Origin of the sequence: Bacillus sp. ISO11, from assembly GCF_003458115.1 — a bacterium.
Lineage (GTDB): Bacteria > Bacillota > Bacilli > Bacillales > Bacillaceae_G > Bacillus_A > Bacillus_A cereus.
In genome coordinates this window covers 49,005-74,867 of record NZ_QXCO01000017.1, presented here as the reverse complement: position 1 = coordinate 74,867, position 25,863 = coordinate 49,005, and the positions used below count along the sequence as shown (strand labels likewise).

Below are 25,863 nucleotides of genomic sequence, written 5' to 3'. Positions count from 1 at the left end.
TTATTAGAGAAACACTTAATTTACTTTTTGAATTCTTCCATCAATAACTGGCTGAATTGGTTCTTTTAATTGTTTTACGTAATCGACTAACGCTTCAAAGTCGTTTGGACCAGTTTCTGCATTTTTACCATTTTTAAATGATACGAATCCGTCACCGCCAGAAGCTAAGAAGGCATTTGCAACTACGCTATACATTTTAGATGGAGATAATTCTTCTCCGTTTGTTAAACGTATATTTGTAACTTTTTCACCGTTTGGTTTATTTGCATCCCACGTATATTGAATACCTGAAATTTGAAGCATTCTTGTTGTTCCTTTTTGCCATTGCTGATTTAAAATATCGCGAATGTCTTGACCTGTTAAATCTACTTTAATTAATTGATTTCCAAAAGGTTGAATGCCGTATAACTCACCCCACGTAATATCACCAGCATCTAAGTCATTACGAATGCCACCAGGATTCATGAGGGCGATTTGAGTTTGCATCGTTTGACGCTGAGCATCGGCAACTAAATTTCCAAGAGTGGACTCACCAGCATCATTTTGTTTACGGTCGATAGGTGCTGTAGATTTTCCGACTACTTCATTTACAAGTGGTGCAATTTTTTCTTTATATTGATCTAGTTTTTTCTTTACTTGTTTATCAGGTTCTACACCTTCATGATACGTTGTAACAACTTCAGCTTTTTTCTTTACAATATCCTTTGTTTTACGATCAATTGTTACATCCACGTCTGAGAAAGCCGTTCCGTATGAATTTGCTTGGACAATTAGTTTATTATTTACTGTACCATTTACATACGTATGACTATGTCCACCGAAAATAACATCAACTTCTGGGTCTGTTTCATTTGCAATTCGAGTAAGATCGCCATTTGTTACCCCAGACTCATCGGTTGTTCCACCGACATGAGCAAGAACGACGATAGATTTAACGCCGAGACGTTTTAATTGTTGTGTTGATTTATTAATTGCTTCTACTTCATCAGTAATTTGTACATTGTTAAGCATCGTAGGCATAACGACATTTGGTGTATCAGTTGTAACAACCCCAATGAATCCTACAGGAACACCATCTACCATTTTTACAGTAAACGGTGGTAAAAATAAGCGGCCAGTTGATTTGTTGTAGAAGTTAGCAGCTACATAGGGGAAGTTAGCCCCTTTGAAATTCCCTGTTTTTTCATGATATCCACCGTAAATGAGGCGTTGCATTTCATCAATACCTTCATCAAATTCATGGTTTCCGATTGTACCGACATCAAATTTTAAGTCATTTAAAAATTCAATTGTCGGTTCATCTTGTAATAATGCTGAAACTGGTGGACTAGCTCCGACGATATCACCAGCATGTACGAGAAGTGTATTAGGGTTTTGTTTTTTACGTTCTTTTAAATAAGTAGCTAAGTAATCAGCGCCACCAGCTTCTTTATTATTGATTTTTTTAACAGTATCTAGTTGTCCATGGAAATCATTAATACCAAGCATTTGTACGTCTATGTAGCGGTTTTGTTCAGTTGGATTCTGAGATGGGGGAGCGGCAAATGCGCTTGAAAAAGTAATGGTGCTTAAAACAGCAACGGCAGGAATAATTTTTTTCCACATAATATAATTCTCCTTTTTTTATAATCTGACATCATACGACATAATTTTAATAGATTCATAGGATTATAGCTACACAAAAATTTAGTCTTTTCGAAAAATTAACATATTTACAAAAAGTGAATAATAGAGTGAAGACCTTTTTTTATTGTCGATTTCATCGTGTATCTACTATAATGGAGAAAAAAGTAAAAGGTGAGTAGCATGAAGAAAAAGAAACAAAGACAAATACAAAGACAATCACAAGTGAATCAACCGAAGAAAGAAACACTTACATTAGGCGATCAATTAAATGATTCACTCATGCAACAATTAAAGAGTAAGAAGAAAGAGTTGCAAGTGAGGGAAGAGGAAAAAGAGGCAGCTGAACTGGAAAGAAAGCGCCAAGAACAAAAAGAACGTGAAAAGAATAAATCATTTGAAGAACTGCTAAGTGAAAGTAACCTTACTTGGAAAGACTTTAAATAATAAAAAATGATCAGTGGTATTTCACTGATCATTTTTTGACGAGCTTGTAAGAAAAGGGGAGTTAGAATGAGAAAAATTATCGTTGTTCCACATGAAAACCATTGGAGTGAAAAATTTCAAATGGAGGCTGAAAGATTAAAAACAGCGATGCCAGAAACGGTGAAAATTCATCATATTGGAAGTACGTCAGTGCCCGGACTGGCAGCTAAACCTATTATTGATATGATCATGGAAGTAGAAAATATCGAAAGAGTAGATGGGTGGAATGAACGATTTATAGAGCTTGGTTACATCGTAAAAGGGGAAAATGGTATTTCAAGACGCCGATATTTTATTCATGGAACTGAAGAAAAACGTTCGTATCATTTACACGTGTTTGAAAAAGGAAATCCAGAGATTGTAAGGCATTTAGCGTTTCGTGATTATATGATGGCTCATTGTGAAGAAGCAGAGGCATATGCAACCTTAAAGAGAGAATTAGCCGAAAAGTATACATATGATGGCACGTTATATACGGAAGGGAAAAATGAGTTTGTGCGCAATGTGGATGAAAAAGCGAAAGAATGGAGAGAAAATAACTTAAATGAATGAGTTCACGTTATTTTTTAGCTATATAAAAGTGTTATGTAAACTGTACGTATGTTTTGACTTTTGGGATGAATCTTGTTGAAATAAAGTTGTGGCTTATAAAAAATGTAACAATGAAAGGGAGACGACTGTGCATATTCCAACAACTACACTTCATAATGGCGTGAAAATGCCGATGATTGGTCTAGGCGTATATAAAGCGAAAGAAGGAGACGAAGTAAAGCAAGCAGTAAAAACAGCGTTAGAAGTTGGATACCGTTCGATTGATACAGCAACTGTATATGAAAATGAAAGCGGTGTCGGAGAGGCGATACGTGAATCAGGAATTCCAAGAGAAGATATATTTATAACAACAAAAGTATGGAACGACGATCAAGGATATGAGGAGACACTCGAGGCGTTTGAAAAGAGTTTGAAAAAATTACAAATGGACTATGTAGATTTATATTTAATACATTGGCCGGTAAGAGGGAAGTATGTTGATACGTACCGAGCTTTGGAGAAATTGTATGAAGAAGGTAAAGTGCGCGCGATTGGTGTTTCTAATTTTCATAAACATCATTTAGAACTATTATTACCAAATTGCAAAGTGAAGCCGATGGTAAACCAAGTGGAACTTCATCCGATGTTGACGCAATTTGAGTTGCGCAATTATTGTCAAGATGAGCAAATTCAAATGGAAGCATGGAGTCCGTTAATGAGGGGCGGAGAAGTATTCCAGCATCCAATCATTCAGGCTATTGCTAACAAATATGAAAAAACACCTGCACAAGTTATATTAAGGTGGGATATTCAAAGCGGAATTGTTACAATTCCTAAATCTGTTACACCATCTCGTATTGAAGAAAACTTTACTATTTTTGATTTTGCACTAACTGAAGAAGAGATACGTCAAATTAACACGTTGAATCGTGATTTACATGTAGGAACGAATCCTGATAAATATGATACGTTATAAAAAAGACTGTCTCCTAATACTGGAGACAGTCTTCTGTTTATCGGTAATTCGATATTTTTAACGATGCAAAGCATATGTGTCATATTTAACAATCTTTTGAAGTTGTATATATTCTTCTTTCGTTAAAGGTAACTGTTGGCTAGCTCGTATATTTTCCTGTAATTGTTGAAGCGAGCTTGCACCGGGTATAACAGCTGCAACAGTCTTACTATGTAAGCAATATTGAATAGCTGTTCCTGTTAAAGAGCGTTCTCCAATCGTTTCTTTTACACTCGCTAGAGTTGTATGTAATTCATCGTAAGAATAAGAGAGATAATCCTTTTCCTTTACTCTTTCTATTTTTTTTGCATTGTTGTCAGTTAAAATTCCTTTTGCAAGTGGTCCGCGGGCAATGACGCTAATTTGGTGTTCATTCAGAAGGGGGAACCATTCTTCTGGACGACGATTTAAAAGGCTATATTCCATTAGTACACTAACGATGTTTGAGCGTTTTGCATACTCACGAACGACATTTGGGCGTATAGAAGAAATACCGTAATGGCGAATAATACCTTCCTTTTTCAATTCTTCAAAAGCTTCAATTGTTTCATCTATTGGATCTTCAGTCGTTCCGCCATGAAGTTGGTAAAGATCAATATAATCAGTTTGAAGTCTACGTAAACTTTCCTTTACTTCAGTTTTTATGTAAGCTTTAGAAGGATCCCAAGACCAGCCATTTTTTTCTTCTGTCCAACGATTTCCAACTTTCGTTGTAAGAACAATTTGGTCTCTTCTTCCCTTCAAGGCTTTTCCAACAAATTCTTCATTTAATCCGTAATCATATAAATCTGCTGTATCAAAAAAATTAATTCCTAAATCGATTGCTTCATCGATAATACGCATAGCTTCTGTTTCAGATGTACCGAGAGACATACAGCCAAGGCCCATTTCTGTAACAAACAAATCTGAGTTTCCTAATTGACGTTTTTTCATAGGTCAACCTCCTTACCTTTATTGTACGAGAGGGAAAAGAGGTTGACAAACGTTTACTTTTCGTTTCGCATTAACTGCCCGTAAAAGCATGATTAATGTTTCACTTTATTTGCTGTAATCCACTCTTGTACAGTTGTATACTCTTTGCTATATTGCTTTAGCTTATGGCGAATTTGCCATGCTTTTCCGACTAAAGTGACGCGATTTGGTAAAATATAAACTTTCATTTCTATCACGCTCCTTTCAATGTGGTAAAATGTATGAGGAAAGAATAGGAAATAGAACAGGGAGATGAAGTAGTATGAGTAATCTTGCAGAGAGAACAGTAAAAACTGAGCCGATTTTTGATGGTAGAGTTATAAAAGTTCGTGTTGATGATGTAGTATTACCAAATGGAGCAATGAGTAAACGTGAAATTGTAAATCACCCTGGTGCAGTTGCTATTATTGCTATTACTGATGAGGGGAAAATTGTGCTTGTTGAGCAGTATCGTAAAGCGCTTGAAAAGGCGATTATAGAAATTCCAGCTGGTAAGTTAGAACCTGGTGAAAAACCTGAGGTAACAGCAGTTCGTGAATTAGAAGAGGAAACAGGATATGTATGTGAAAATATGGAGCTCATTACTTCTTTTTATACATCTCCAGGATTCGCAGATGAAATTTTATATGTATATAAAGCGACAGGTTTGACAAAAAAAGAAAATAAAGCTGAGTTAGATGAAGATGAGTTTGTGGAATTAATGGAAGTATCGTTAGAAGAAGCGATTACTCTTATGAAAGATCTTCGTATTCATGATGCGAAGACGATGTTTGCAGTACAATATTTACAACTACAAAAATAAACACTCGCCAAAGGCGAGTGTTTTTTAATTGATTTTTGCATATACACGTGCATCACGTAAGCTACCATCTGGTGCTAGGAAATCATTTTCCATTGTACCTTCTAGAATGAATTCTAGACGTTCTGCTAAGCTACATGCATTTATATTTGTTGCATCAGTACGAATTTCAATTCTTCTAGCGCCTAGTTTATCAAAGGCGAACTGAATTGCACCTTTAACAGCTTCGGTCATATAGCCTTGTTTTGTATAGGCACTATGTAGCCAGAAGTGAAGTGAAAACTTTGGAATATCCCAGTTTTCAGGCTTTAGTGTAATTGCTCCGATGAATGTACCAGATACTTTATCGTATAAGTGAAAATCAAGTGTTTCACGAAGTAAAAACTGTCCGTGAGCTTCGCGAACAATTTCTTCAGCACTCTCTTCTGTTTCAGCGTTAATTGGTATCCACGGTACTAAGTCTTCTAGAGAAGCTTGGATTGCTTCATATACTTCTGCACCATCACCTGGAAATGGTTTACGAACTTGCAAGCGTTCAGTTTGAAATAATGTTGGAAAATCTAATAATAATGGTTTCAAGAGAAATCCCTCCTATTCTCTACTTTTTAGTTTAGCAAAGTAGAGCGGAATTTCAATGTTAATTCGTCATACTTTTTTCTTTCTTTCATACATTTTTAATAAGAGTGTGAACGGAGGGAAGAAAAATGTGGCGAAAAAATTGGCAAGACCGTGTAATGTCTCACATACAGGAAAACTCTTCATTATATATATTTAACGCCGTTTTATTATTGATGGGAGTAATATTCGGAGCTATTCTGGTGAATAGTTTACAAATCAATCAAAAACAAGATTTATCATTTTACTTACAACGTTTTTTTGGACAAGTCTCTAAAGGAGAATTTGCCATTGCGGGCGAAATGTTTCGAGAAAGTTACTTTTCGCAATTAAAATACATCGGATTTATTTGGATTTTAGGGATTTCAATTATTGGATTACCACTTATTTTTATTTTATTATTTGTAAAAGGAGTTGTCGTTGGATTTACAGTTGGTTTTTTAGTAAGTCAGCATGGATGGAATGGACTATTATTAGCATTTGTATCTGTTTTGCCACAAAATTTAATTATCATTCCAGTCTTTCTCGTTATGACAACTATTGCTGCAAGTTTTTCTTTACGGATGATTAGGCATCAATTTATTAGAAAAATAACCGAGCCACTATTACCATTATTAATCCGTTATACATGCTTCTTTCTCGTAATTGGAGTGGTGTTAGCACTTGCTTCTAGTGTGGAGGCTTACGCATCACCAGTTTTAATGAAAGAAGTCGTTGAGGCTATTAATAAAAAATAAATACTTTTTGAGAATAATTATCAATTTGTTTTTATTGTTTTTTTCTTTTGACAGAAGCCCTTCTTCTGATATAATGGTGTAAGAGTGGCGAGGAGGGAGTAGTACCGAATGGAAGAAAGAATTGAACGAATTAAGAAGCAATTACATGCAGCGAGCTACAAATTAACACCGCAACGTGAAGCAACAGTTCGTGTGCTGCTAGAAAATGAAGAAGATCATTTAAGCGCAGAAGATGTTTACCTCCTTGTAAAAGAAAAGTCGCCAGAGATCGGATTAGCAACCGTCTATCGAACTTTAGAACTATTATCTGAGTTAAAAGTTGTCGATAAGATTAACTTCGGAGACGGTGTTTCACGCTATGACTTACGCCAAGAAGGTGCGCAGCGTTTCCACCATCATTTGATTTGTACACAATGTGGTGCTGTACAAGAAATACAAGAAGATTTACTTGGTGAAGTGGAAAGGAAAGTAGAACGAGACTGGAGCTTTAAGGTGAAAGATCATCGTTTAACATTCCATGGGATTTGTAAAAATTGTCAAGAAAATGAAACGGATGAAAAATAACCTTTTCCTATTTATCTAGGAAGAGGTTTTTTATTTGAATAAGGTATAAATTGGTGAAAGCTTGGCATATGTTGTAATAACTTATATTTTGGAGGAATTTACAATGCGCCGAGCTTTAAAATTAACTTTTGATGGAATAAAAGTATTTTTATTATTTACAAGTTGTACGATTTTGTTTTATTTCGCTATACTATGGATAAATGAAGAATATGAAAGCTATCATCGTTATGAAAAACCTAAAGAAGAGACTGTAGAAAAAGTATCAGGGAATGAAGAACCGGCAAAGGATGCTTTCGTAAATAGAATGATGTTTTTCTATGAAAATGGGGAGTAGTGTAGAGTGGAAGATCAATTAAAAGATTTTATTCATTATATGGTTGTCGAAAAAGGATTAGCAAAGAATACAGTAGTATCTTATGAACGGGATTTAAAAAGCTACGTAAAGTATTTGCAAAATGTGGAACAGACGAAAACTTTTCATGAAGTGACCCGTTTACATATTGTTAATTTTTTGCAGTATTTAAAAGAGAACGGAAAATCTTCGAAAACATTAGCGCGTCATATCGCATCAATTCGTTCGTTCCACCAATTTTTACTTCGTGAACGAGCGGTAGAACACGATCCATCCGTACATATTGAAACGCCACAAGGGGAACGGAAATTACCAAAAGTATTATCAGTTGATGAAGTAGAGGCGTTACTTCAAACACCAAAAATGACAAGTGCTTTTGGGATTCGTGATAAGGCGATGCTAGAGTTACTGTATGCGACAGGACTTCGTGTTTCAGAATTGATTGCACTCAATTTAGAAGATGTACATTTAACGATGGGATTTGTTCGTTGCATAGGGAAAGGGAATAAAGAAAGAATTATTCCACTAGGAAGTTTAGCAACGGAAGCGATTCAAAAGTATATTGAAAAAGGAAGAAGAGAATTAATGGGGAAAAAAGTAGTAGATGCACTCTTTTTAAACCATCATGGTAATCGTTTATCAAGACAAGGATTTTGGAAAATATTAAAACGATTAGCGAAAGAAGCAAATATTGAAAAAGAGCTTACACCTCATACGTTGCGTCACTCGTTTGCTACGCACTTATTAGAAAATGGAGCAGATTTACGTGCTGTACAAGAAATGCTTGGACATGCAGATATTTCAACGACTCAAATCTATACGCACGTTTCAAAAACTAGATTAAAAGATGTATATAAACAGTTTCATCCGAGAGCATAGTTACTATGCTCTTTTTTCATAGATTAAGAGGGGAAGACCGCTTCACAGAAACTTCACAAACATTTCGTATATTGTTTTCAGCAGAAGACTGGAATATTACAATGTATTTCCTCTATACTAAATAAAGTATAAAGGAGGAAATGATGATGAAAAAACTGATTATAACTTTATTTATCGCGATGCTAGCGTTGGCTGGCTGTAATACAAACAAAGAAGAACCGAAAAAAGAACAGAAACTTGAAGCTGTAAAAGTAGCAGTACAAACAAATCCGAAAGAAATTAAACCAGGTGAAAAAACAGAAGTACAAGCACTTGTTACACAAGGGAAAGAAAAAGTAACGGATGCCGATGATGTAAAGTTTGAAATTTGGAAAGATGGCGACGAAAAACACGAGATGTTAGATGGTAAGCATAAAGGAAAAGGTGTTTATGCAGTAGAGAAAACATTCGAAACGGATGGAGTATACCATATTATCGCTCACACAAATGCACGTGAAATGCACGTTATGCCAGAAGTAAAAGTTGCTGTAGGAAATGCGAAAGTAGAAGATGCAAAAAAAGAAAATAGTGATCACAGTGCAGGACATGGAGATCATAAAAGTGACACAATGATCCATCTTATGGCTGGAGACATAAAGGCAAATGCTGAATCTACAATGAAAGTTCATTTAAAGCAAAAAGAAGAAGCATTAACTGGTGCTGAAGTACAACTAGAGATTTGGAAAGATGGTGTTGAAAAACACGAATTTATTCCAGCGAAAGAAGGAAATAAAGGAGAGTATGAAACGAAACATACTTTCAAAGAGAACGGTGCTTACAAAGTGAAAGTACATGTAAGAAAAGGCGAATTGCATGAACATAAAGAAGAAACAATAGAAGTAAAATAAAAAGTAGCTCTTTAGAGCTACTTTTTATTTTTAATATGAAGAAATAAATCATAAAAAAATTAGCACTTCGTTGCAGAATGGATTACAATAGAAGTGTGAAGAAAATGAGAAATTCTACGAAAATGTATTAAAAAGAAAGCGTAAACATGTTATGATATCAGTATCAGATGTCTGACATCTGACTTAGAAAAAACTAGAAATGTTTTTGAATCGTTTCAAGTAAACGAAATAGGTTAGAAAATGATTTAAAGAAGTACTGTTTGACAATGAGAATTCTTTTTGATAACAGTTTCACTTTATAGCGTTTTGAACATACTACAAGAAGTAGAACTGAACTTATAGGAGGGCGCAGTTATGAATAAATATAAACGTATATTCCTAGTCGTAATGGACTCTGTGGGAATCGGTGAAGCACCAGATGCTGAGCAATTTGGTGATTTAGGATCTGACACAATTGGTCACATTGCTGAACATATGAATGGGTTACAAATGCCTAACATGGTGAAATTAGGTCTTGGTAACATTCGAGAAATGAAAGGTATCTCTAAAGTAGAGAAACCACTTGGATATTACACAAAAATGCAAGAGAAATCTACTGGTAAAGATACAATGACAGGTCACTGGGAAATCATGGGCCTTTACATTGATACACCATTCCAAGTGTTCCCGGAAGGATTCCCGAAAGAATTACTTGATGAATTAGAAGAAAAAACAGGCCGTAAAATTATCGGTAATAAGCCAGCTTCTGGAACTGAGATTCTTGATGAACTTGGTCAAGAGCAAATGGAAACAGGCTCTTTAATCGTTTATACTTCTGCTGATAGCGTATTGCAAATTGCAGCACACGAAGAAGTAGTGCCACTTGATGAGTTATATAAAATCTGTAAAATTGCACGTGAATTAACATTAGATGAGAAATACATGGTAGGTCGTGTTATTGCTCGTCCATTCGTTGGTGAACCTGGAAACTTTACACGTACACCAAACCGTCATGACTATGCATTAAAACCATTCGGCCGTACAGTAATGAATGAATTAAAAGATAGTGACTACGATGTAATTGCTATCGGTAAAATCTCTGATATTTATGATGGTGAAGGGGTAACTGAATCACTTCGTACGAAGTCTAACATGGATGGAATGGATAAGCTTGTAGATACATTAAATATGGACTTTACAGGTCTTAGCTTCTTAAACTTAGTTGACTTTGATGCATTATTCGGCCATCGCCGTGATCCACAAGGATACGGAGAAGCTCTGCAAGAATATGATGCACGTCTTCCAGAAGTATTCGCAAAACTAAAAGAAGATGATCTATTATTAATTACAGCAGACCACGGTAATGATCCAATTCACCCTGGTACTGACCATACACGTGAATATGTACCATTATTGGCATATAGCCCAAGCATGAAAGAAGGCGGACAAGAATTACCACTTCGTCAAACATTTGCTGATATTGGTGCAACAGTAGCAGAAAACTTCGGTGTGAAAATGCCAGAATACGGAACAAGCTTCTTAAACGAGCTAAAGAAATAGGGGGATAAACAAATGAATCGTGAACTTATTACAAAATCAGCTTCATACTTAAAAGAGAAATTTCAAGAGACACCACAAGTAGGACTAATCCTTGGATCAGGACTAGGTGTATTAGCAGACGAAATTGAGAACGCAGTAACAGTACCTTACAGTGAAATCCCTGAATTCCCAGTATCAACTGTAGAAGGCCATGCAGGTCAACTAGTATTTGGTACACTTCAAGGTGTAACAGTAGTAGCAATGCAAGGACGTTTCCACTTCTATGAAGGATACGACATGCAAAAAGTAACATTCCCAGTTCGTGTTATGAAAGAACTAGGTGTAGAAACAGTAGTTGTAACAAACGCAGCTGGTGGTGTAAATACATCATTTGAGCCAGGCGATCTTATGTTAATTTCAGACCACATTAACTTCATGGGTACGAATCCATTAATCGGACCGAATGATTCTGAAATGGGCGTACGTTTCCCTGATATGTCTACATCATATACAGTAGAACTTCGCGAAATGGCGAAACAAGTTGCAGCAGACTTAAATATTAAAGTACAAGAAGGTGTATACGTAGGAATGACAGGTCCTGTATATGAAACACCTGCTGAAATTCGTATGCTTCGTACACTTGGCGGAGATGCAGTTGGTATGTCAACAGTACCTGAAGTAATTGTAGCGCGTCATGCTGGTATGAAAGTGTTAGGTATTTCTTGTATTTCAAATATGGCAGCTGGTATTTTAGATCAACCACTTCACCACGATGAAGTAATTGAAACGACAGAACGTGTTAAAGCTAACTTCTTAGCATTAGTAAAAGCAATCGTAAAACAAATGAAGGGGTGACTTCACAATGAGAATGGTGGACCTAATTGCAAAAAAACGTGACGGACATGCATTAACGACAGAAGAAATTAACTTTATTGTTGAAGGATATACGAATGGTGATATTCCTGATTATCAAGTAAGTTCACTTGCAATGGCAATTTTCTTCCAAGATATGAACGATCAAGAGCGTGCCGATTTAACGATGGCAATGGTAAATAGCGGTGATACAATCGACTTATCAGCTATTGAAGGTGTAAAAGTAGATAAGCATTCAACAGGTGGTGTTGGTGATACAACGACACTTGTATTAGGTCCATTAGTAGCCGCTTTAGATGTACCAGTAGCGAAAATGTCTGGACGCGGTTTAGGACATACTGGTGGTACAATTGATAAATTAGAAGCAGTTCCAGGATTCCATGTGGAAATTGAAAACGATGAATTCATGCGTCTTGTAAATGAAAACAAAATCGCTGTTATCGGTCAAAGTGGTAACTTAACACCTGCTGATAAAAAGCTATATGCACTTCGTGATGTGACAGCAACAGTAAACTCAATTCCGCTTATTGCAAGTTCGATTATGAGTAAAAAAATTGCTGCTGGTGCAGATGCAATTGTTCTTGATGTAAAAACTGGAGCAGGTGCATTTATGAAAACGGATGAAGATGCAAAACGTTTAGCAGAAGCAATGGTACGCATCGGTAATAACGTTGGTCGTAACACGATGGCAGTTATTTCTGATATGAGTCAACCACTCGGTGAAGCTATCGGTAACGCATTAGAAGTTCAAGAAGCAATTGATACATTACAAGGTAAAGGGCCGAAAGATTTAGAAGAGCTATGTTTAACACTTGGAAGTCAAATGGTGTACCTTGCTGGACAAGCTTCATCTTTAGAAGATGCACGTGAAAAGCTAATTGAAGTAATGAACAACGGAAAAGCGCTAGAATCATTTAAAACGTTCTTATCAGCGCAAGGCGGCGACGCATCTGTTGTTGATGACCCTTCTAAATTGCCACAAGCACAATTTAAAATTGAAGTGGAAGCGAAAGAAGACGGATATGTATCAGAAATCGTTGCAGACGAAATCGGAACAGCAGCAATGCTTTTAGGAGCAGGACGTGCAACGAAAGAGTCTGAAATTGATTTAGCAGTTGGTCTAATGCTGCGCAAAAAAGTAGGCGATAGCGTGAAGCAAGGTGAATCTCTCGTTACAATTTACGCAAACCGCGAAAATGTTGAAGATGTAAAAGCGAAAATTTATGAGAACATGAAGATCTCTAAAGAACACGTAGATGCACCAACTTTAGTACACGGTATCGTAACGAAGTAATAAAAAAAAGCTGAGGAGATTTCTCCTTGGCTTTTTTTACTATTTTTTGTTTATAATAATAATGGGTGAAATTATGATTAGAATTTGTGCAGTAACAAAAACAGATGAAGTATTATATGATGTTTCTCTAGAAGAAACAAAGAAAGACCATATTGTATGGTATTGGCTAGATTTATATAAGCCAACGAAAGAAGAGTATACATATATTCTGCAAGACCATTTTAAGTTCCATCCCCTTGCAATTGAAGACTGTATAGAATATGTACAGAGGCCAAAAGTTGATTTTTATGATGGATATAACTTTTTAGTACTTCATGCATTTGGGGAAGATGGACTAGAACCGCACGAAATCGATTTATTTATTAGTGATCGTTATATTGTTTCTTTCCACTTTTCTCATAACAATGCAATCGAAAGAGTATGGAAAACACTTGGAGAAAAGAAGCGTATTAAAAATAGTCCTTTACACGTAGCTCATACAATTATCGACCAAATTGTAGATGACTATTTTGCGCCTGTATATTACATTGAGGATCATTTAAATGCAATTGATGATAATTTAACGGGGGAGACAGCAGGAAGTGTATTAGAAGAGGTATTTGATATACGTACAGATTTATCAAAGCTAAGGCGTACAATTATTCCGATGCGTGATTTATTATATCGTATTTTAAATTCGACTCGTTTTTACGGTATAAGCGATCATGAAATTTACTTTAAAGATATACATGATCATTTGCTTAAACTAACAGAAATGATTGAGGCAAGCCGAGAGTTAACAGCAGATATTCGGGATAGTTATTTTTCATTAAACTCACATCATATGAATAACATTATGAAAACATTAACTGTATTCTCGACTATTTTCATGCCATTAACATTTATTGCGGGAGTATATGGAATGAACTTTACGCATATGCCAGAGCTTGGTGGACAATATAGTTATTTTATTTGTCTACTTATTATGGCACTAATTGGCGGCGGAATGATGGCCTGGTTTTATAAAAAAGGATGGTTTAAGTAAAAAAACACCGAGGATTTCCTCGGTGTTTTTTTTAACCAATAGCATGTAATACAAACATAGCTAAGAATAAGCATGTAATGATATACATAGATGGTGCGACTTCTTTACGCTTTCCAAGAGCAACTTTTAAGATAGGGTAAGCAATAAATCCGAACGCAATGCCATCAGCGATACTATATGTGAGCGGGATCATAACGATAATTAAGAATGCTGGAAATCCTTCTGAAAAGTCATTCAGAGGAATTTGTTGAATGCTTGTAATCATCAGACCGCCAATAATAATTAAGATTGGTGCAATGGCACTATCAGGAATTAATTTGACAAATGGAAGAGCAAACAGTGATGCAAAGAATAGCAACCCAGTAACGATAGACGTCAGACCTGTCTTACCACCTGCAGTAATACCTGCGGCACTTTCTACTGTTGAAACGGTAGGACTTGTGCCAAATAGACCACATGTCATTGCTGAAATTGCATTGGCTTGGTAAGCACGTGGGAATTTACGATCATCTTCTAATAAACCGTGCAGAAGTCCCATGTTCTCAAAGATAAGCACCATGCTTAAAGAGAATGTTGCAATCCAAAATGGTAAGGAAGAAAGTTTCCCAAATGACATAGCTCCAAACACATCACCGTAATTAGCGAATGAGAATGAACTACTTCCCACTTGACTCGTATCCACAAGACCAAATAGCCAGGCGATACCAGTTCCTATTGCAATCGTCCATAAAAAGTTTCCACGTACGTTACGAATAAATAATACAAGTGCAATGATAAGAGTAAGTAATGTCGCAAGAACGACAGGATTACTTAATTTCCCCATTGCCACAGCAGTATTTGGGTTCGAAACGACTAAACCACCTTTTTGCAATCCGATAAACGCTAAAAATAATCCGATGCCGACAGTAATCGCTTCCTTTAATGACTTTGGAATTGATACTGATAGCACGCGAGCGATTGGTGTAAAAGCGGCAATTGCAAAAATAATACCAGAGATAAAGACAGCAGCCAATGCTTCTTGCCAAGTTAGTCCAAGCGTATGCACAGCTGTGTACGTGAAGAATGCATTTACACCCATACCCGGGACAAGAATAGCAGGTGCATTTGCCCAAAATGCCATGAGTAGACATCCGACAAATGAACTAAAAACAGTTGCTAAAATTCCAGCTTCAAGAGGAATGCCAGCATCTGATAAGATTGACGCATTTACAATCATAATATATACGATTGTGAAAAATGACGTAACTCCAGCTAATACTTCTTGTTTTGGTGATGTTTCGTGTAAACCTAATTTAAATGTTCTTTCAAGTATTCCTTTCATGTTAAACCTTCTTTTTCATATCCCTCTCCCACCCGTGATATCTCTTATGTAAGAGCTCACCGTTCTTTATTATATCAGAACATCATGTTTTTACAACAAGTAAAATGATAACGTTTACTTGTAAAGAGAATTCGTTATAAATACGTAAAAATAGCCCGTATGGATGAAATGATTTCTAATTCACCCGATTGAATGGGAGGGGCTGCTTGCGCATGTAAAGTAGCATAAGACGTAACCTCCCGTGGTAATTGGGCAGATTCTTCAACGAATGAGAGGGGAACAGGATTAATATTTAAATTATATGTACTCGCAATAGCACGAGCTTTTTCTACTGCTTGGTGCAGAGCTTGAATGAGAGCTTGCTCATAATATTTATTTGGATGAGATACTCGGAAACGTAAACCTTTTGCTACATTTGCGCCATTTGAAACGGCTATATCATATACTTCCCCAGCTTTTTGTACATTTAAAACGGTAATTTCATACAAATGCTCCACGCGGTATCCTTGTAGCAATGCTTTATCATTTACATATTCGTATTGAGGAGTAATTGTATAAGAAATCGTTTCTATATCTTTATCGGCAATACCAAGCTGTTTAAGTGCATCCAGCAATTGTTTGGATTGCACTGCATTTTCTTCTTGAGCCTGTTTTACATTTTTATCATCTGTTCGAATGCCAAGCGTTAATATAACAACATTCGGTTTTGCTTTGACAACGCCTTCGCCTTGTACAGTAATAGTAGCTTCTTTACCAGTATTAGCTGTGCGTACGTTGTGTAAATAAGGATTCATTCCACCCTGCATTTTCCATCACCATCCTTTTTATATGTATATGTGTGAACAAAAAAGAAATTTATATGAAAAAAGTTACATAAATGAGAATGTTGAGGAAAGAAAGCATGTACAACATAGGTATTTATAGATTATAATATGTGTAAATATGATAAAAAAGGGACGAGGCTATTGAACGAAAAAAGAGAAACACTGATTTTAGATTTATCTGCATCATTTCGAAAAATGATACGTTTATTACAAAATGATATTAATACACGTTTTGCAGAACATATGCCATATAATGAATTTTCTGTATTACGTGCGTTATTTTTAAAGAGTCCACAGATGGCTTCGCAAATTGCGAGTGAAGTAAACGTAACCTCCAGTCATATTACAGCTGTTACAGATCGTCTCGTACGAAAAGGATTAGTAGAAAGAAAACGTTCTAATTCAGATCGTCGAATCGTGTATTTAGAAATTACAGAGCACGGAAGAGAAGTAACTGAAAAACTTGAAGCTGTGCGTAAAGAATATTATAAAGAGAGATTTAAAGGTTGGAGCGACCAAGAAATAGAAATGGTCTTAGAACTATTTGGCCGCGTATTATAATAAATGAGGATAGGAAGCGAAAGCATTCCTATCCTTTTTCTTTTGAATAAAAATATTTTGAAACTCCGATACTTTAATTAAAAGATCGGAGGAAAGATTATGAAATATATTGCTGCACTTACCATTTTATTTGGTGGTTTTTTCTATTTTCAAACATTTACGTACGCAGATACGCCTATCCAAGTGGTACGAAAAGAAGTGAAGTACATTGAAACCGATAATACAGTCTTATATTCGAAATTATGGGTTCGTTCTATGCAAAACGCAGTATTATTCCACCATAGCGATAATATTCGTAATCAGGACACATTACGTAATGTAACAAGTTCATCGCTTGTTAAAGCGAAACAACTATCTTTTCAGAAAGCAGCACTCTATATACCGAGACTATCGCAATACGTATCAAAAATAGGAAAAGAAAATATTCAAGTGTACTACATTGCGATTCACTATAATGTGAAAAAAGAAAATGCATATCAATTAGATGGCATGAACTATTTTCTACAAGTATTTGTGAAAGAGCGTGGGGAATGGAAAATTGCTGAAAGTGTAGTTGCACCGACAGAGCAAATTGTGCAAAATGGTGATGGATTTGGGATGAAAGAAGAGATGGTGTATGGGGATAGGAGAGAGAATGTGAAATAACCTCCTTTAAAAGGAGGTTATTTCACACGCCAAGAAAATTTGAATTTTAATAAGCGAGATAATAGTAGGTAGACTATCGTACTGGTCCCTATAAAACCAATATAATAATTTACGATAGAATGACTTCCGCCCGCTGCCATTCCTCCAAACATTCCAATAAAGGTTACACAACATATCATACATAGTGTTTTAAGCTTCGGATATAATAGAAAGTTTCCGTTTTGTTCATTAGGTGATCTTGTATATAAGTACATTCCTAAAGGTAATAGAATAAGTATATTTACGATTGGACCGATAAGTTTTGTTGCTGAAGGAATATACGTAAAATTAGGTTCATCATGACGTACGCCTTGTTGATCAGTATAAGCACGTTGAGGATCGTAATTAAAATTAATATTGAATCCGCGAACTGGCGCTAAAATACTCACTTTTTCTATTACTGAACCGTAACGATCTACATTTTCCTCCGTATAGACGGGATGATTGGAAATAAGTCCAACCGTATGAATAGAAATAGCCCCGGCAATTAGAGTCGGCAAAATAAAAGGGAATCCAAGTATAGCAACACTGAAAAATCCTTGTGAAATCATATTACCAGCAATTGTTCCTATGCATAATGCAAGTGTATATATAGCAATTAAGATAATAACCATGTATAAGAAGTAAGTATGAAATGGTGAAAATATTTGATACTTATTATGAAAGGTTGTCTTTTTCATAATAGCAAAAAGTCCCCAATTTAGTATAACGATAGCTACAATATTACACACACCAAAAAGCCATTTCGTTATGAAGAGATGTGTTCGTTTAAATGGCATAGACCATAAAATGTCACTTGATTGATTTTGACGTTCCCATCCAATAAGAATACAGGCTAATATAATAAGGAGTCCTCCTTGAACCATAATAGCATCGGGAAGTGAAAGTTGATAATTATATCGGTATATATATTTCCATTCATTATGTTCATGAAAATATTTTAATTGCTCGGCAGCTGCTAAATAGTATTTATATGATAGTACATAAAAACTTACTAACCAAAATAGCCAAACAATATATTTACTTTGTTTGTAGGTATGCACCCATAATGCTTTTTGAAACATAGGATCTCTCCTTTAAAAAACTTTATAGTTTGTAAGACGTGATAATATAAAATAAGTGACGATTCCAAATAAAAAGAATCCAACATAGTAACTAAATAATAAATCAAAACGTTTTAACATTTGCCCACCTATTAATGCAAAATAAAAGGTAGTACCCCACATCCAGAGTGAGTTGTATTTTGGAAAAAGGAAAATTTTCTTATTATGTTCATTAGGTGATCGTGCATAAAGAAACATACCAATTAGTAAGCTGGAAATAGTATAGAAGATAGGAACAAGTATTACTTTTGCAGAGTAGTAACTATGAAAAGTGGGTCCCCTTTGTATTACTTTTCCATGATCTTCATCTGATTGGACAGTAGGGTGGTAATTATAACTAATTGAAAAGTCTAATATAGCGCTTGAAATGTTGGTCTTTTTATTGAATTTATAAATGTTTTCGAAATTCGTATAACTTTTATTCCCCTGTATTGCCTCAGCGTGAGCTGTAAAGAAAAGGAGTAAGAGTGAAAAGATTCCCATTCCCATTATGCAAAAAGTAATGCTGAAGATGCTTTGTGAAATAATACTGCCAGTAAATGTACCTATACATAAAGAGACAGTATAGATAGCGATATATGTGAAAATTGCGTACAGGAAATATCGGTGAAATGGTTCGAAAGATTGATATTCAAAGTGAATCGTAGATTTATAAATAAAATACATAAGACCCCAATTGATTAGAAATGATAGTACAATGAAAAATCCACCGAAAACCCATTTCGATAAGAACATATCACGTCTTTTAAATGGAAATGTCATAAGTGAATCTCCATTTTGATTACTTCGCTCCCAGCCAATTAATATACAGGATAGGATAATTGTAATAATACCTAACCAAAAGCTATTAGAAGAATAAAAAGAATAATGATAGTAGAACTTTTCTTCACCTATTTTTTCTGGATGGAGAAAGAGAGACTGTTGAGTTTCTGCTTCTTGATAGTATTCGAAAGATAAAAAATAAAGTGAACTGAAGAGAAAAAGTAACGCAGCATATTTCCCACGCTTCCAATTCCACATCCACAACGCTTTATGAAACATACCCATCCTCCTCCAGTGTCGTAACGAAGACATCTTCAAGTGACATTGTTAATTCTTCAATAAGTATAGGTTGCTCTTTGTAAAACTTCTCCAGTGTTGTAGCCACATTTCCTTCAATTAAGATTGTATATACTTTTCCTGTTTGATTTAATATTTTAATATTGCTTAAGTTTTCTAGCTTTTGAGGTAATGAACGTTCGTAAGCTACTTGTATTTTTGCAAATCGTGATTTTGCATCGTCTAGTGATGTAATAGACGAGATAGTATGGCCTTTTAATATAATAATTGTATCTGCAATTTGTTCTACTTCATCTAAATGGTGAGTGGAGATGAAAATGGTAATCTCTTTTTCTGCAACTTCTCCAACGAGAAACTGTAAAATTTTCCTTTTCACGATAGGATCAAGTCCATTTGTCGGTTCATCTAAAATGATATATTCTGCCTTTGTAGAAACGGCTAAAATGATGGCGAGCAGTGCTTTCATTCCTTTTGAATAACTACGAATTCGTTTATTTGGTAAGTTAAAACGTTCTAACAGTTCATAGAAATGTGTTTCATCAAATGCGGTATAAACTTCTTTATAAAACTTTACGATTTCTTTTATCGTATAGCCGTTCAGTATATTAGTAGAATCAGGAACATATACAATTTTTTGCTTTATTTCAGGAAACTGATGAATGTTTGTATCTTCATATGTAACAGTTCCCTCGTCTGGGTCTAAAATACCGACCATCGTTCGCAATAAAGTTGTTTTCCCCGCACCGTTTCTTCCGAGTAATCCGATGATACTCCCTCTTTGCAATGTGAAAGAAACATCGTCTAAAATTGTTTGATTATCAATTGTTTTCTTCAAGTTTGTCACTTTCAACATCCGTATTCCCTCCAATCTCTTTATAGTATGAATCTATCCAATCATGAATTTTATCTTTCGTAATACCAAGATAAGAGGCTTCTAATAGTAATTGATGAAATTGCTTTTCAACCATAGCGATTTTCCTTTCGTCTAATGTTGGGGTAATCGATTGGGATACAAATGTTCCTTTTCCTCGTAACGTTTCAATAATTCCTTGTCGCTCTAACTCTTGATACGCTTTACTCACTGTATTTGGATTTATAACGAGTAAAGAAGCGAGTTCGCGTACAGAAGGAAGTTTATCACTTGGAGCCAACATGTTTTTCAATACGAGTTCTTTTATATTTTGAACAATTTGTTCCCATATCGGAGTGTTGCTTCTTGGGTCAAGTTGAATATGCAAGAGCAATGTCTCCTTCCTCATATGTATTAAGTGTACTACTGTGTGTAATACAATTAATACAATATAGGGGACGAATGTATTTGTCAACTGAAAATGTTAGAAAAATTTGGTATTAAAAAAGGGTAAATTGGAAAAAATAGGTCTGATATAGAATGGAGGGTTAGTCATGAAGCGAGTTTTTGGAATACTTGTTTGTTTCATGTTATTGCTTTCTGGAACTTCAGTGAGTTTCGCACAATCTGAGAAAACGAAGCAGGAGAAAACAGAAGAAACAACACCGAAGTTAGCGGAACAAGCGTCGTCAGCAATCGTAATTGAGCAAGATACAGGTAAAGTTTTATTTGATAAAAACCCAAATGAAAAATTACCACCTGCTAGTATGACAAAGATTATGACAATGCTTTTAATTATGGAACAAGTTGAAAAAGGAAAACTAAAACTGACCGATAAAGTTAGAGCGAGCGAACATGCAGCTTCAATGGGTGGATCGCAAATCTTTTTAGAACCTGGGGAAGAGATGACTGTAAACGAGATGTTAAAGGGTATTGCAATTGCATCTGGAAATGACGCATCTGTTGCAGTAGCCGAGCATATCGCAGGTTCAGAAGAAGGATTTGTAAATATGCTGAACAAAAAGGCGAAAGATCTAGGGCTGAAAAATACACATTTTCAAAACCCAACAGGTCTTCCGGCCAAAGACCATTATTCGACAGCAAATGATATGGCTATAATGGCGAGAGAATTGATGAAGTATCCACTTATTCGTAAATACACAGGTAAGTACGAAGATTATTTACGTGAAGATACGGATAAAAAGTTTTGGCTCGTTAATACGAATAAGCTAGTACGTTTTTATCCTGGCGTAGATGGAGTAAAAACAGGTTTTACGACAGAAGCGAAATATTGTTTAACAGCATCGGCTGAAAAAAATGGCATGCGTGTCATTTCAGTTGTCATGGGAGCACCAACATCAAAAGAACGGAACAACCAAGTGACGAAGCTTCTTGACTACGCATTTGGTCAATATATGACAAAGAAATTGTATACGCGCGGCGAAAAAATTAAGACAGTTCAAGTAGGGAAAGGGAAAAAAGAAAAAGTAGATTTAGTTGCATCAGATAATGTTTCTCTTCTTATGAAGAAGGGCGAGAATATGGACAAGGTAAAACAAGAAGTAATTGCTGAAAAGAAAGTAAAAGCACCGATTAAAAAAGGTGACGCGCTTGGTACACTTGTTATTAAAAAAGATAAAGATGTTTTATTAAAACAAACAATTGTAGCAAAAGAAGATGTTGCTGCAGCGAGCTGGTGGGAGTTATTTAAAAGAAGTTTTGGGATGTTTTCAACATCAAAATAGCGGCAAATATTTTGCCGCTTTTCTATTCGTATGTAAGTGAATAATGCTGAAAGGTTTCACTTTATGACGAAATAGTTCTTCTTTTGTCAGCAGGAAGGATTCTTATTTTGTATCACGAAAATCTTTATGTATGTGAATAAGTAAAGTTTGAGCATAAGGAGGAAATCGTGTGAGTCTTTCCATGCAATTAGAAGTAAAACGTGACGTCCTATGTGTGAGACTAGAGGGTGAATTAGATCATCATACGGCTGAAGAGTTGCGAACGAAAGTAACAGATATGATTGAGACACATGGTGTTCATCATATTGTTTTGAGCCTAGAGAACTTATCTTTTATGGATAGTTCTGGTCTAGGTGTTATATTAGGCCGATATAAACACGTAAAGGGATTAGGTGGAGAAATGGTTGTTTGTGCAATTTCACCGCCTGTTAAGCGTTTATTTGAAATGTCGGGCTTATTCAAAATCGTTCGCTTAGAAGAAAGTGAAGCGCACGCGCTCGCGACGTTGGGGGTGGCATAGATGAGAAATGAAATGAACCTTCAATTTTCAGCATTAAGTCAAAATGAATCGTTCGCTCGCGTTACAGTAGCGGCTTTCATTGCACAACTAGATCCAACGATGGAAGAATTAACGGAGATTAAAACAGTTGTGTCAGAAGCGGTTACAAATGCAATTATTCATGGATACGAAGGAAATGCAGAAGGTATTGTTTATATTTCTGTAATTTTGGAAGAAGCAATGGTGAAACTCACGATTCGAGATGAAGGGATTGGAATCTTTAACTTAGATGAAGCGAGACAACCCCTTTTTACTACTAAACCTGAATTAGAGCGTTCCGGAATGGGATTTACTATCATGGAAAATTTTATGGATGAAGTAGAAGTTATTTCAAACGAATCTTTCGGGACAACAATCCATTTGACAAAATACTTATCAAATAGTAACGCTCTATGCAATTAAGGAGAATAGCCTATGGACATAGAGGTCAAAAATGAGAAGAAGAAACCTCAGTTAAAGGACCACGAGCTAAAAGCGTTAATTCAAAAAAGTCAAGATGGAGATCAACAAGCGAGAGATACAATCGTTCAAAGTAATATGCGCCTCGTTTGGTCGGTTGTACAGCGGTTTCTTAATCGAGGATACGAACCAGACGACCTATTTCAAATTGGATGTATTGGGCTCTTGAAATCGGTAGATAAATTTGATTTATCTTTCGACGTGAAATTTTCAACATATGCAGTTCCAATGATTATTGGTGAAATACAACGTTTCTTACGTGATGATGGATCAGTGAAAGTTAGTAGGTCTTTAAAAGAAACAGGAAACAAAATTCGAAAGATGAGAGATGAGCTTTCGAAAGAATTCGGAAGGGCTCCAACGATTAATGAAGTGGCAGAGGCACTAGAACTAACGCCAGAGGAAGTTGTTCTAGCACAAGAAGCGAGCCGGGCCCCTTCGTCTATACATGAAACTGTATATGAAAACGATGGAGATCCAATCACTATTTTAGATCAAATTGCAGATCAATCTGAAACGAAATGGTTCGATAAAATTGCTTTAAAAGAAGCGATTAGAGAACTAGATGAACGAGAGCGCTTAATTGTATACTTGCGTTACTATAAAGATCAAACACAGTCAGAAGTAGCAGAGCGCATAGGCATTTCGCAAGTACAAGTTTCAAGACTTGAAAAGAAAATATTAAAACAGATGAAAGATCGAATAGACGAATAATTGTCTATTCGATTTTTTTATGCCGTTAATAGGAGAGAGATGTTAATTTTCGTAAAAAATAACAGAATTTATTTATAATTTAGTCAATTTAAAATATAATCCAAGTATGAACTTGTCATAAAGGGGGAAGGAAACATGGAAACGAGGCAACAATGGGGAACGAGAGCTGGATTTATTTTTGCAGCGGTCGGATCTGCCGTTGGATTAGGAAACATATGGCGTTTTCCTTATACAGCGTATGAAAATGGAGGAGGAGCATTCTTTTTACCGTACTTATTTGCATTATTAACGACTGGTATTTCATTGTTAGCGTTTGAGTTTGCCCTTGGTCATCGTCATCGTGGTTCAGCACCACTTACATTTTTCCGTATTAGCCCGCGTGCCGAATTTATTGGATGGTGGCAAATGTGCGTAACATTTATCGTTTCAACATATTATGCAGTGATTATTGCTTGGTCTATATCGTATACATACTTTGCAATTACTGGAGCATGGGGAAAAGACACGCAATCATTTTTATTTAAAGAGTACTTACATGTTGCAGATAAGCCAGGGCAATTTGGAGGACTTGTACCGGAAGTATTAATTCCATTAGCTCTCGTTTGGATTATTGTACTTGGCGTTGCATTTAAAGGAGTTAAAAAAGGAATAGAAGTTGTTAACCGTATATTTATTCCTTTATTAGTTGTTATGTTCCTTATTATCGTCGTTCGTGCAGTGACGATGGAAGGTGCTATGCAAGGACTAGATGCATTCTTTAAACCAGATTGGAGTCGTATTTTTGATGGGAAAGTATGGCTTGCTGCTTATGGTCAAATATTCTTTAGTTTATCTTTAGCATTTGGAATTATGATTACGTATTCTAGTTATTTACCGAAAAACTCGGATACAACAAATAATGCCTTTATTACTGGATTTGCAAACTCAGGATTTGAATTATTAGCAGGTATTGGGGTCTTTGCAGCTCTTGGATTTATGGCGAATAATATGGGAGTACCGGTTGATAAAGTAGCAAGTGCTGGCGTTGGGCTTGCGTTCGTAGTATTTCCGCAAATTATTAATGAATTGCCGATGTCACCGTTGTTTGGTGTATTATTTTTCTTATCGTTAACGGTTGCTGGAATCACATCACTTATTTCACTCGCGGAAGTATGTTTTGCCGCTGTATCTGAAAAATTCAGTTTAAGTCGGGAAAAAACCATTGGAATTATGGGAACCCTTCTCGTGTTAGTTTCTCTTGTATTTGCAACACGTGGTGGGCTTATGTTCTTAGATGTTGTCGACTATTTCGCTAATAATTTCGGATTAATTACAATTGCACTTGCGGAAGTAGTGACGATAGGGCTCATTTTACGTCGTTTACCAGTTTATCAAAATCATGCAAACTTTGTATCTGATATTAAATTAGGAACGTTTTGGAGAGTGAGTTTACTCGTTATTACTCCGCTTATGTTAGGGTATATGCTAATTGATGGTACAATCCAAAATATTAAAAAGAATTATGGAGATTATCCGACTGAGTTTGTTATAACGTATGGTTGGTCGATAGCAGCAGCCTTCCTTATCGTTGCGCTAATTATTAGTCTAAAGAAATGGAATGCACAAATACATTCGGATTCTGCCAAGCTTGAAAAAGAATGGAAAGATCGAGGTGTTTCATAATGAGTGGATCAGCAATTATGATGATGGTTATTGGAATAGTAGTCATTTGGGGAGGGCTTGCATTAAGTATTGCAAACTTATTTAAGAAAAAGGCATAAGTAAAAAACATCTGTACCGAAATGGTGCAGATGTTTTTTTATGAAAAAATTGTAT

At 35.7% G+C, this 25,863-nt stretch carries 31 protein-coding genes; 21 read left to right on the top strand and 10 right to left on the bottom strand.

Going from position 1 to position 25,863, the window contains the following annotated elements; genetic code table 11:
• Positions 1-15: 15 nt before the first annotated feature.
• On the bottom strand, positions 16-1,605 hold the full coding sequence (locus D1166_RS18365) for a bifunctional metallophosphatase/5'-nucleotidase (RefSeq protein ID WP_097862000.1): 1,590 nt from the start codon (positions 1,603-1,605) through the stop codon (positions 16-18).
• Between the two features lie 201 nt (positions 1,606-1,806).
• Between D1166_RS18365 and D1166_RS18360 the strand changes: the two genes are divergently transcribed.
• From D1166_RS18360 to D1166_RS18350, 3 genes are all read left to right on the top strand, one after another.
• Positions 1,807-2,070, top strand: a complete 264-nt coding sequence (locus tag D1166_RS18360; protein WP_000727548.1) for a YqkE family protein — start codon at positions 1,807-1,809, stop codon at positions 2,068-2,070.
• Between the two features lie 66 nt (positions 2,071-2,136).
• On the top strand, positions 2,137-2,661 hold the full coding sequence (locus tag D1166_RS18355) for a GrpB family protein (protein ID WP_001226445.1): 525 nt from the start codon (positions 2,137-2,139) through the stop codon (positions 2,659-2,661).
• A 127-nt stretch (positions 2,662-2,788) separates the two neighbouring features.
• A complete protein-coding gene (locus D1166_RS18350; protein ID WP_000547991.1) occupies positions 2,789-3,616 on the top strand; it encodes an aldo/keto reductase in 828 nt (275 codons plus the stop codon).
• A gap of 57 nt (positions 3,617-3,673) precedes the next feature.
• On the opposite strand, the gene D1166_RS18345 is transcribed toward D1166_RS18350, so the two are convergent.
• Entirely contained in the window at positions 3,674-4,588 is a 915-nt protein-coding gene (locus tag D1166_RS18345) for an aldo/keto reductase (protein ID WP_000747227.1), read from the bottom strand.
• 92 nt (positions 4,589-4,680) lie between these two features.
• Entirely contained in the window at positions 4,681-4,815 is a 135-nt protein-coding gene (mciZ, locus tag D1166_RS18340) for a Z-ring formation inhibitor MciZ (RefSeq protein WP_000870302.1), read from the bottom strand.
• Positions 4,816-4,889: 74 nt separating this feature from the next.
• On the opposite strand from mciZ, the gene D1166_RS18335 reads away from it, so the two are divergent.
• Positions 4,890-5,429: an NUDIX hydrolase gene (locus tag D1166_RS18335; RefSeq protein ID WP_000067041.1), complete on the top strand. Its 540-nt coding sequence runs from the start codon at positions 4,890-4,892 to the stop codon at positions 5,427-5,429.
• 24 nt (positions 5,430-5,453) lie between these two features.
• Here D1166_RS18335 and D1166_RS18330 read toward each other — a convergent pair whose 3' ends face one another.
• Positions 5,454-6,005, bottom strand: a complete 552-nt coding sequence (locus tag D1166_RS18330) for a GNAT family N-acetyltransferase (protein ID WP_000803479.1) — start codon at positions 6,003-6,005, stop codon at positions 5,454-5,456.
• 155 nt (positions 6,006-6,160) lie between these two features.
• Here D1166_RS18330 and spoIIM point away from each other — a divergent pair, with 155 nt between their 5' ends.
• From spoIIM to corA, 9 genes are all read left to right on the top strand, one after another.
• Entirely contained in the window at positions 6,161-6,778 is a 618-nt protein-coding gene (spoIIM, locus tag D1166_RS18325; RefSeq protein WP_013142149.1) for a stage II sporulation protein M, read from the top strand.
• A gap of 108 nt (positions 6,779-6,886) precedes the next feature.
• Positions 6,887-7,342, top strand: coding sequence for a ferric iron uptake transcriptional regulator (gene fur / locus D1166_RS18320; RefSeq protein ID WP_000392657.1), 456 nt, complete (start codon positions 6,887-6,889; stop codon positions 7,340-7,342).
• A 103-nt stretch (positions 7,343-7,445) separates the two neighbouring features.
• Entirely contained in the window at positions 7,446-7,676 is a 231-nt protein-coding gene (locus tag D1166_RS18315; RefSeq protein WP_001250432.1) for a YqzK family protein, read from the top strand.
• 6 nt (positions 7,677-7,682) lie between these two features.
• Positions 7,683-8,573, top strand: coding sequence for a site-specific tyrosine recombinase XerD (xerD, locus tag D1166_RS18310; RefSeq protein WP_000390088.1), 891 nt, complete (start codon positions 7,683-7,685; stop codon positions 8,571-8,573).
• A gap of 146 nt (positions 8,574-8,719) precedes the next feature.
• Positions 8,720-9,460, top strand: a complete 741-nt coding sequence (locus D1166_RS18305; protein ID WP_000733456.1) for a FixH family protein — start codon at positions 8,720-8,722, stop codon at positions 9,458-9,460.
• A 354-nt stretch (positions 9,461-9,814) separates the two neighbouring features.
• On the top strand, positions 9,815-10,999 hold the full coding sequence (gene deoB, locus D1166_RS18300) for a phosphopentomutase (protein ID WP_001046079.1): 1,185 nt from the start codon (positions 9,815-9,817) through the stop codon (positions 10,997-10,999).
• A 12-nt stretch (positions 11,000-11,011) separates the two neighbouring features.
• On the top strand, positions 11,012-11,833 hold the full coding sequence (locus D1166_RS18295) for a purine-nucleoside phosphorylase (RefSeq protein WP_001078446.1): 822 nt from the start codon (positions 11,012-11,014) through the stop codon (positions 11,831-11,833).
• 7 nt (positions 11,834-11,840) lie between these two features.
• Positions 11,841-13,145 (top strand): pyrimidine-nucleoside phosphorylase, encoded by a 1,305-nt coding sequence (locus tag D1166_RS18290; RefSeq protein ID WP_001243069.1) that lies wholly within the window; start codon positions 11,841-11,843, stop codon positions 13,143-13,145.
• 61 nt (positions 13,146-13,206) lie between these two features.
• Positions 13,207-14,169, top strand: a complete 963-nt coding sequence (gene corA / locus D1166_RS18285; protein WP_002005674.1) for a magnesium/cobalt transporter CorA — start codon at positions 13,207-13,209, stop codon at positions 14,167-14,169.
• Between the two features lie 31 nt (positions 14,170-14,200).
• Here corA and D1166_RS18280 read toward each other — a convergent pair whose 3' ends face one another.
• Complete coding sequence (locus D1166_RS18280) at positions 14,201-15,490, bottom strand: NCS2 family permease (protein ID WP_000676242.1); 1,290 nt, start codon at positions 15,488-15,490, stop codon at positions 14,201-14,203.
• Positions 15,491-15,624: 134 nt separating this feature from the next.
• Positions 15,625-16,296: an SIMPL domain-containing protein gene (locus D1166_RS18275; protein WP_001161448.1), complete on the bottom strand. Its 672-nt coding sequence runs from the start codon at positions 16,294-16,296 to the stop codon at positions 15,625-15,627.
• A 159-nt stretch (positions 16,297-16,455) separates the two neighbouring features.
• On the opposite strand from D1166_RS18275, the gene D1166_RS18270 reads away from it, so the two are divergent.
• Together D1166_RS18270 and D1166_RS18265 are read left to right on the top strand one after the other, a co-directional pair.
• Complete coding sequence (locus D1166_RS18270; RefSeq protein ID WP_001003305.1) at positions 16,456-16,875, top strand: MarR family winged helix-turn-helix transcriptional regulator; 420 nt, start codon at positions 16,456-16,458, stop codon at positions 16,873-16,875.
• Positions 16,876-16,974: 99 nt separating this feature from the next.
• Entirely contained in the window at positions 16,975-17,520 is a 546-nt protein-coding gene (locus D1166_RS18265) for a hypothetical protein (protein WP_000873785.1), read from the top strand.
• 17 nt (positions 17,521-17,537) lie between these two features.
• Here D1166_RS18265 and D1166_RS18260 read toward each other — a convergent pair whose 3' ends face one another.
• The 4 genes from D1166_RS18260 to D1166_RS18245 are packed head-to-tail and all read right to left on the bottom strand — an operon-like array spanning position 17,538 to position 20,959.
• Complete coding sequence (locus D1166_RS18260; RefSeq protein WP_000486561.1) at positions 17,538-18,623, bottom strand: ABC-2 transporter permease; 1,086 nt, start codon at positions 18,621-18,623, stop codon at positions 17,538-17,540.
• A 12-nt stretch (positions 18,624-18,635) separates the two neighbouring features.
• Complete coding sequence (locus D1166_RS18255) at positions 18,636-19,703, bottom strand: ABC transporter permease (protein WP_000468528.1); 1,068 nt, start codon at positions 19,701-19,703, stop codon at positions 18,636-18,638.
• Positions 19,693-20,574, bottom strand: a complete 882-nt coding sequence (locus D1166_RS18250) for an ABC transporter ATP-binding protein (protein ID WP_000922109.1) — start codon at positions 20,572-20,574, stop codon at positions 19,693-19,695. The genes D1166_RS18255 and D1166_RS18250 overlap by 11 nt, the downstream gene beginning before the upstream one ends.
• Positions 20,540-20,959: a GntR family transcriptional regulator gene (locus tag D1166_RS18245; RefSeq protein WP_000548027.1), complete on the bottom strand. Its 420-nt coding sequence runs from the start codon at positions 20,957-20,959 to the stop codon at positions 20,540-20,542. Before D1166_RS18245 ends, D1166_RS18250 begins: the two co-directional genes overlap by 35 nt.
• A gap of 166 nt (positions 20,960-21,125) precedes the next feature.
• Here D1166_RS18245 and dacF point away from each other — a divergent pair, with 166 nt between their 5' ends.
• From dacF to D1166_RS18210, 6 genes are all read left to right on the top strand, one after another.
• Positions 21,126-22,316, top strand: a complete 1,191-nt coding sequence (dacF, locus tag D1166_RS18235) for a serine-type D-Ala-D-Ala carboxypeptidase DacF (protein WP_118043369.1) — start codon at positions 21,126-21,128, stop codon at positions 22,314-22,316.
• A 169-nt stretch (positions 22,317-22,485) separates the two neighbouring features.
• The gene (gene spoIIAA, locus D1166_RS18230; RefSeq protein WP_000059135.1) at positions 22,486-22,836 is read left to right on the top strand and encodes an anti-sigma F factor antagonist; all 351 of its coding nucleotides are present in this window, start codon (positions 22,486-22,488) and stop codon (positions 22,834-22,836) included.
• Complete coding sequence (spoIIAB, locus tag D1166_RS18225; protein ID WP_001243398.1) at positions 22,837-23,277, top strand: anti-sigma F factor; 441 nt, start codon at positions 22,837-22,839, stop codon at positions 23,275-23,277.
• 12 nt (positions 23,278-23,289) lie between these two features.
• Positions 23,290-24,048: an RNA polymerase sporulation sigma factor SigF gene (gene sigF, locus D1166_RS18220; protein ID WP_000350729.1), complete on the top strand. Its 759-nt coding sequence runs from the start codon at positions 23,290-23,292 to the stop codon at positions 24,046-24,048.
• A 135-nt stretch (positions 24,049-24,183) separates the two neighbouring features.
• A complete protein-coding gene (locus D1166_RS18215) occupies positions 24,184-25,710 on the top strand; it encodes a sodium-dependent transporter (RefSeq protein ID WP_000450087.1) in 1,527 nt (508 codons plus the stop codon).
• Positions 25,710-25,808 (top strand): methionine/alanine import family NSS transporter small subunit, encoded by a 99-nt coding sequence (locus tag D1166_RS18210; RefSeq protein WP_000016826.1) that lies wholly within the window; start codon positions 25,710-25,712, stop codon positions 25,806-25,808. Before D1166_RS18215 ends, D1166_RS18210 begins: the two co-directional genes overlap by 1 nt.
• Positions 25,809-25,863: the final 55 nt, after the last annotated feature.

Excerpts from the sequence above, each read along its gene's own strand:
- D1166_RS18365 (WP_097862000.1), bottom strand. The coding sequence starts at position 1,605 with ATGTGGAAAAAAATTATTCCTGCCGTTGCTGTTTTAAGCACCATTACT.
- D1166_RS18360 (WP_000727548.1), top strand. The coding sequence starts at position 1,807 with ATGAAGAAAAAGAAACAAAGACAAATACAAAGACAATCACAAGTGAAT.
- D1166_RS18355 (WP_001226445.1), top strand. The coding sequence starts at position 2,137 with ATGAGAAAAATTATCGTTGTTCCACATGAAAACCATTGGAGTGAAAAA.
- D1166_RS18345 (WP_000747227.1), bottom strand. The coding sequence starts at position 4,588 with ATGAAAAAACGTCAATTAGGAAACTCAGATTTGTTTGTTACAGAAATG.
- mciZ (WP_000870302.1), bottom strand. The coding sequence starts at position 4,815 with ATGAAAGTTTATATTTTACCAAATCGCGTCACTTTAGTCGGAAAAGCA.
- D1166_RS18335 (WP_000067041.1), top strand. The coding sequence starts at position 4,890 with ATGAGTAATCTTGCAGAGAGAACAGTAAAAACTGAGCCGATTTTTGAT.
- spoIIM (WP_013142149.1), top strand. The coding sequence starts at position 6,161 with ATGTCTCACATACAGGAAAACTCTTCATTATATATATTTAACGCCGTT.
- fur (WP_000392657.1), top strand. The coding sequence starts at position 6,887 with ATGGAAGAAAGAATTGAACGAATTAAGAAGCAATTACATGCAGCGAGC.
- D1166_RS18315 (WP_001250432.1), top strand. The coding sequence starts at position 7,446 with ATGCGCCGAGCTTTAAAATTAACTTTTGATGGAATAAAAGTATTTTTA.
- D1166_RS18305 (WP_000733456.1), top strand. The coding sequence starts at position 8,720 with ATGAAAAAACTGATTATAACTTTATTTATCGCGATGCTAGCGTTGGCT.
- deoB (WP_001046079.1), top strand. The coding sequence starts at position 9,815 with ATGAATAAATATAAACGTATATTCCTAGTCGTAATGGACTCTGTGGGA.
- D1166_RS18295 (WP_001078446.1), top strand. The coding sequence starts at position 11,012 with ATGAATCGTGAACTTATTACAAAATCAGCTTCATACTTAAAAGAGAAA.
- D1166_RS18290 (WP_001243069.1), top strand. The coding sequence starts at position 11,841 with ATGAGAATGGTGGACCTAATTGCAAAAAAACGTGACGGACATGCATTA.
- corA (WP_002005674.1), top strand. The coding sequence starts at position 13,207 with ATGGGTGAAATTATGATTAGAATTTGTGCAGTAACAAAAACAGATGAA.
- D1166_RS18280 (WP_000676242.1), bottom strand. The coding sequence starts at position 15,490 with ATGAAAGGAATACTTGAAAGAACATTTAAATTAGGTTTACACGAAACA.
- D1166_RS18275 (WP_001161448.1), bottom strand. The coding sequence starts at position 16,296 with ATGCAGGGTGGAATGAATCCTTATTTACACAACGTACGCACAGCTAAT.
- D1166_RS18265 (WP_000873785.1), top strand. The coding sequence starts at position 16,975 with ATGAAATATATTGCTGCACTTACCATTTTATTTGGTGGTTTTTTCTAT.
- D1166_RS18260 (WP_000486561.1), bottom strand. The coding sequence starts at position 18,623 with ATGTTTCAAAAAGCATTATGGGTGCATACCTACAAACAAAGTAAATAT.
- D1166_RS18255 (WP_000468528.1), bottom strand. The coding sequence starts at position 19,703 with ATGTTTCATAAAGCGTTGTGGATGTGGAATTGGAAGCGTGGGAAATAT.
- D1166_RS18250 (WP_000922109.1), bottom strand. The coding sequence starts at position 20,574 with ATGTTGAAAGTGACAAACTTGAAGAAAACAATTGATAATCAAACAATT.
- dacF (WP_118043369.1), top strand. The coding sequence starts at position 21,126 with ATGAAGCGAGTTTTTGGAATACTTGTTTGTTTCATGTTATTGCTTTCT.
- spoIIAB (WP_001243398.1), top strand. The coding sequence starts at position 22,837 with ATGAGAAATGAAATGAACCTTCAATTTTCAGCATTAAGTCAAAATGAA.
- sigF (WP_000350729.1), top strand. The coding sequence starts at position 23,290 with ATGGACATAGAGGTCAAAAATGAGAAGAAGAAACCTCAGTTAAAGGAC.
- D1166_RS18215 (WP_000450087.1), top strand. The coding sequence starts at position 24,184 with ATGGAAACGAGGCAACAATGGGGAACGAGAGCTGGATTTATTTTTGCA.
- D1166_RS18210 (WP_000016826.1), top strand. The coding sequence starts at position 25,710 with ATGAGTGGATCAGCAATTATGATGATGGTTATTGGAATAGTAGTCATT.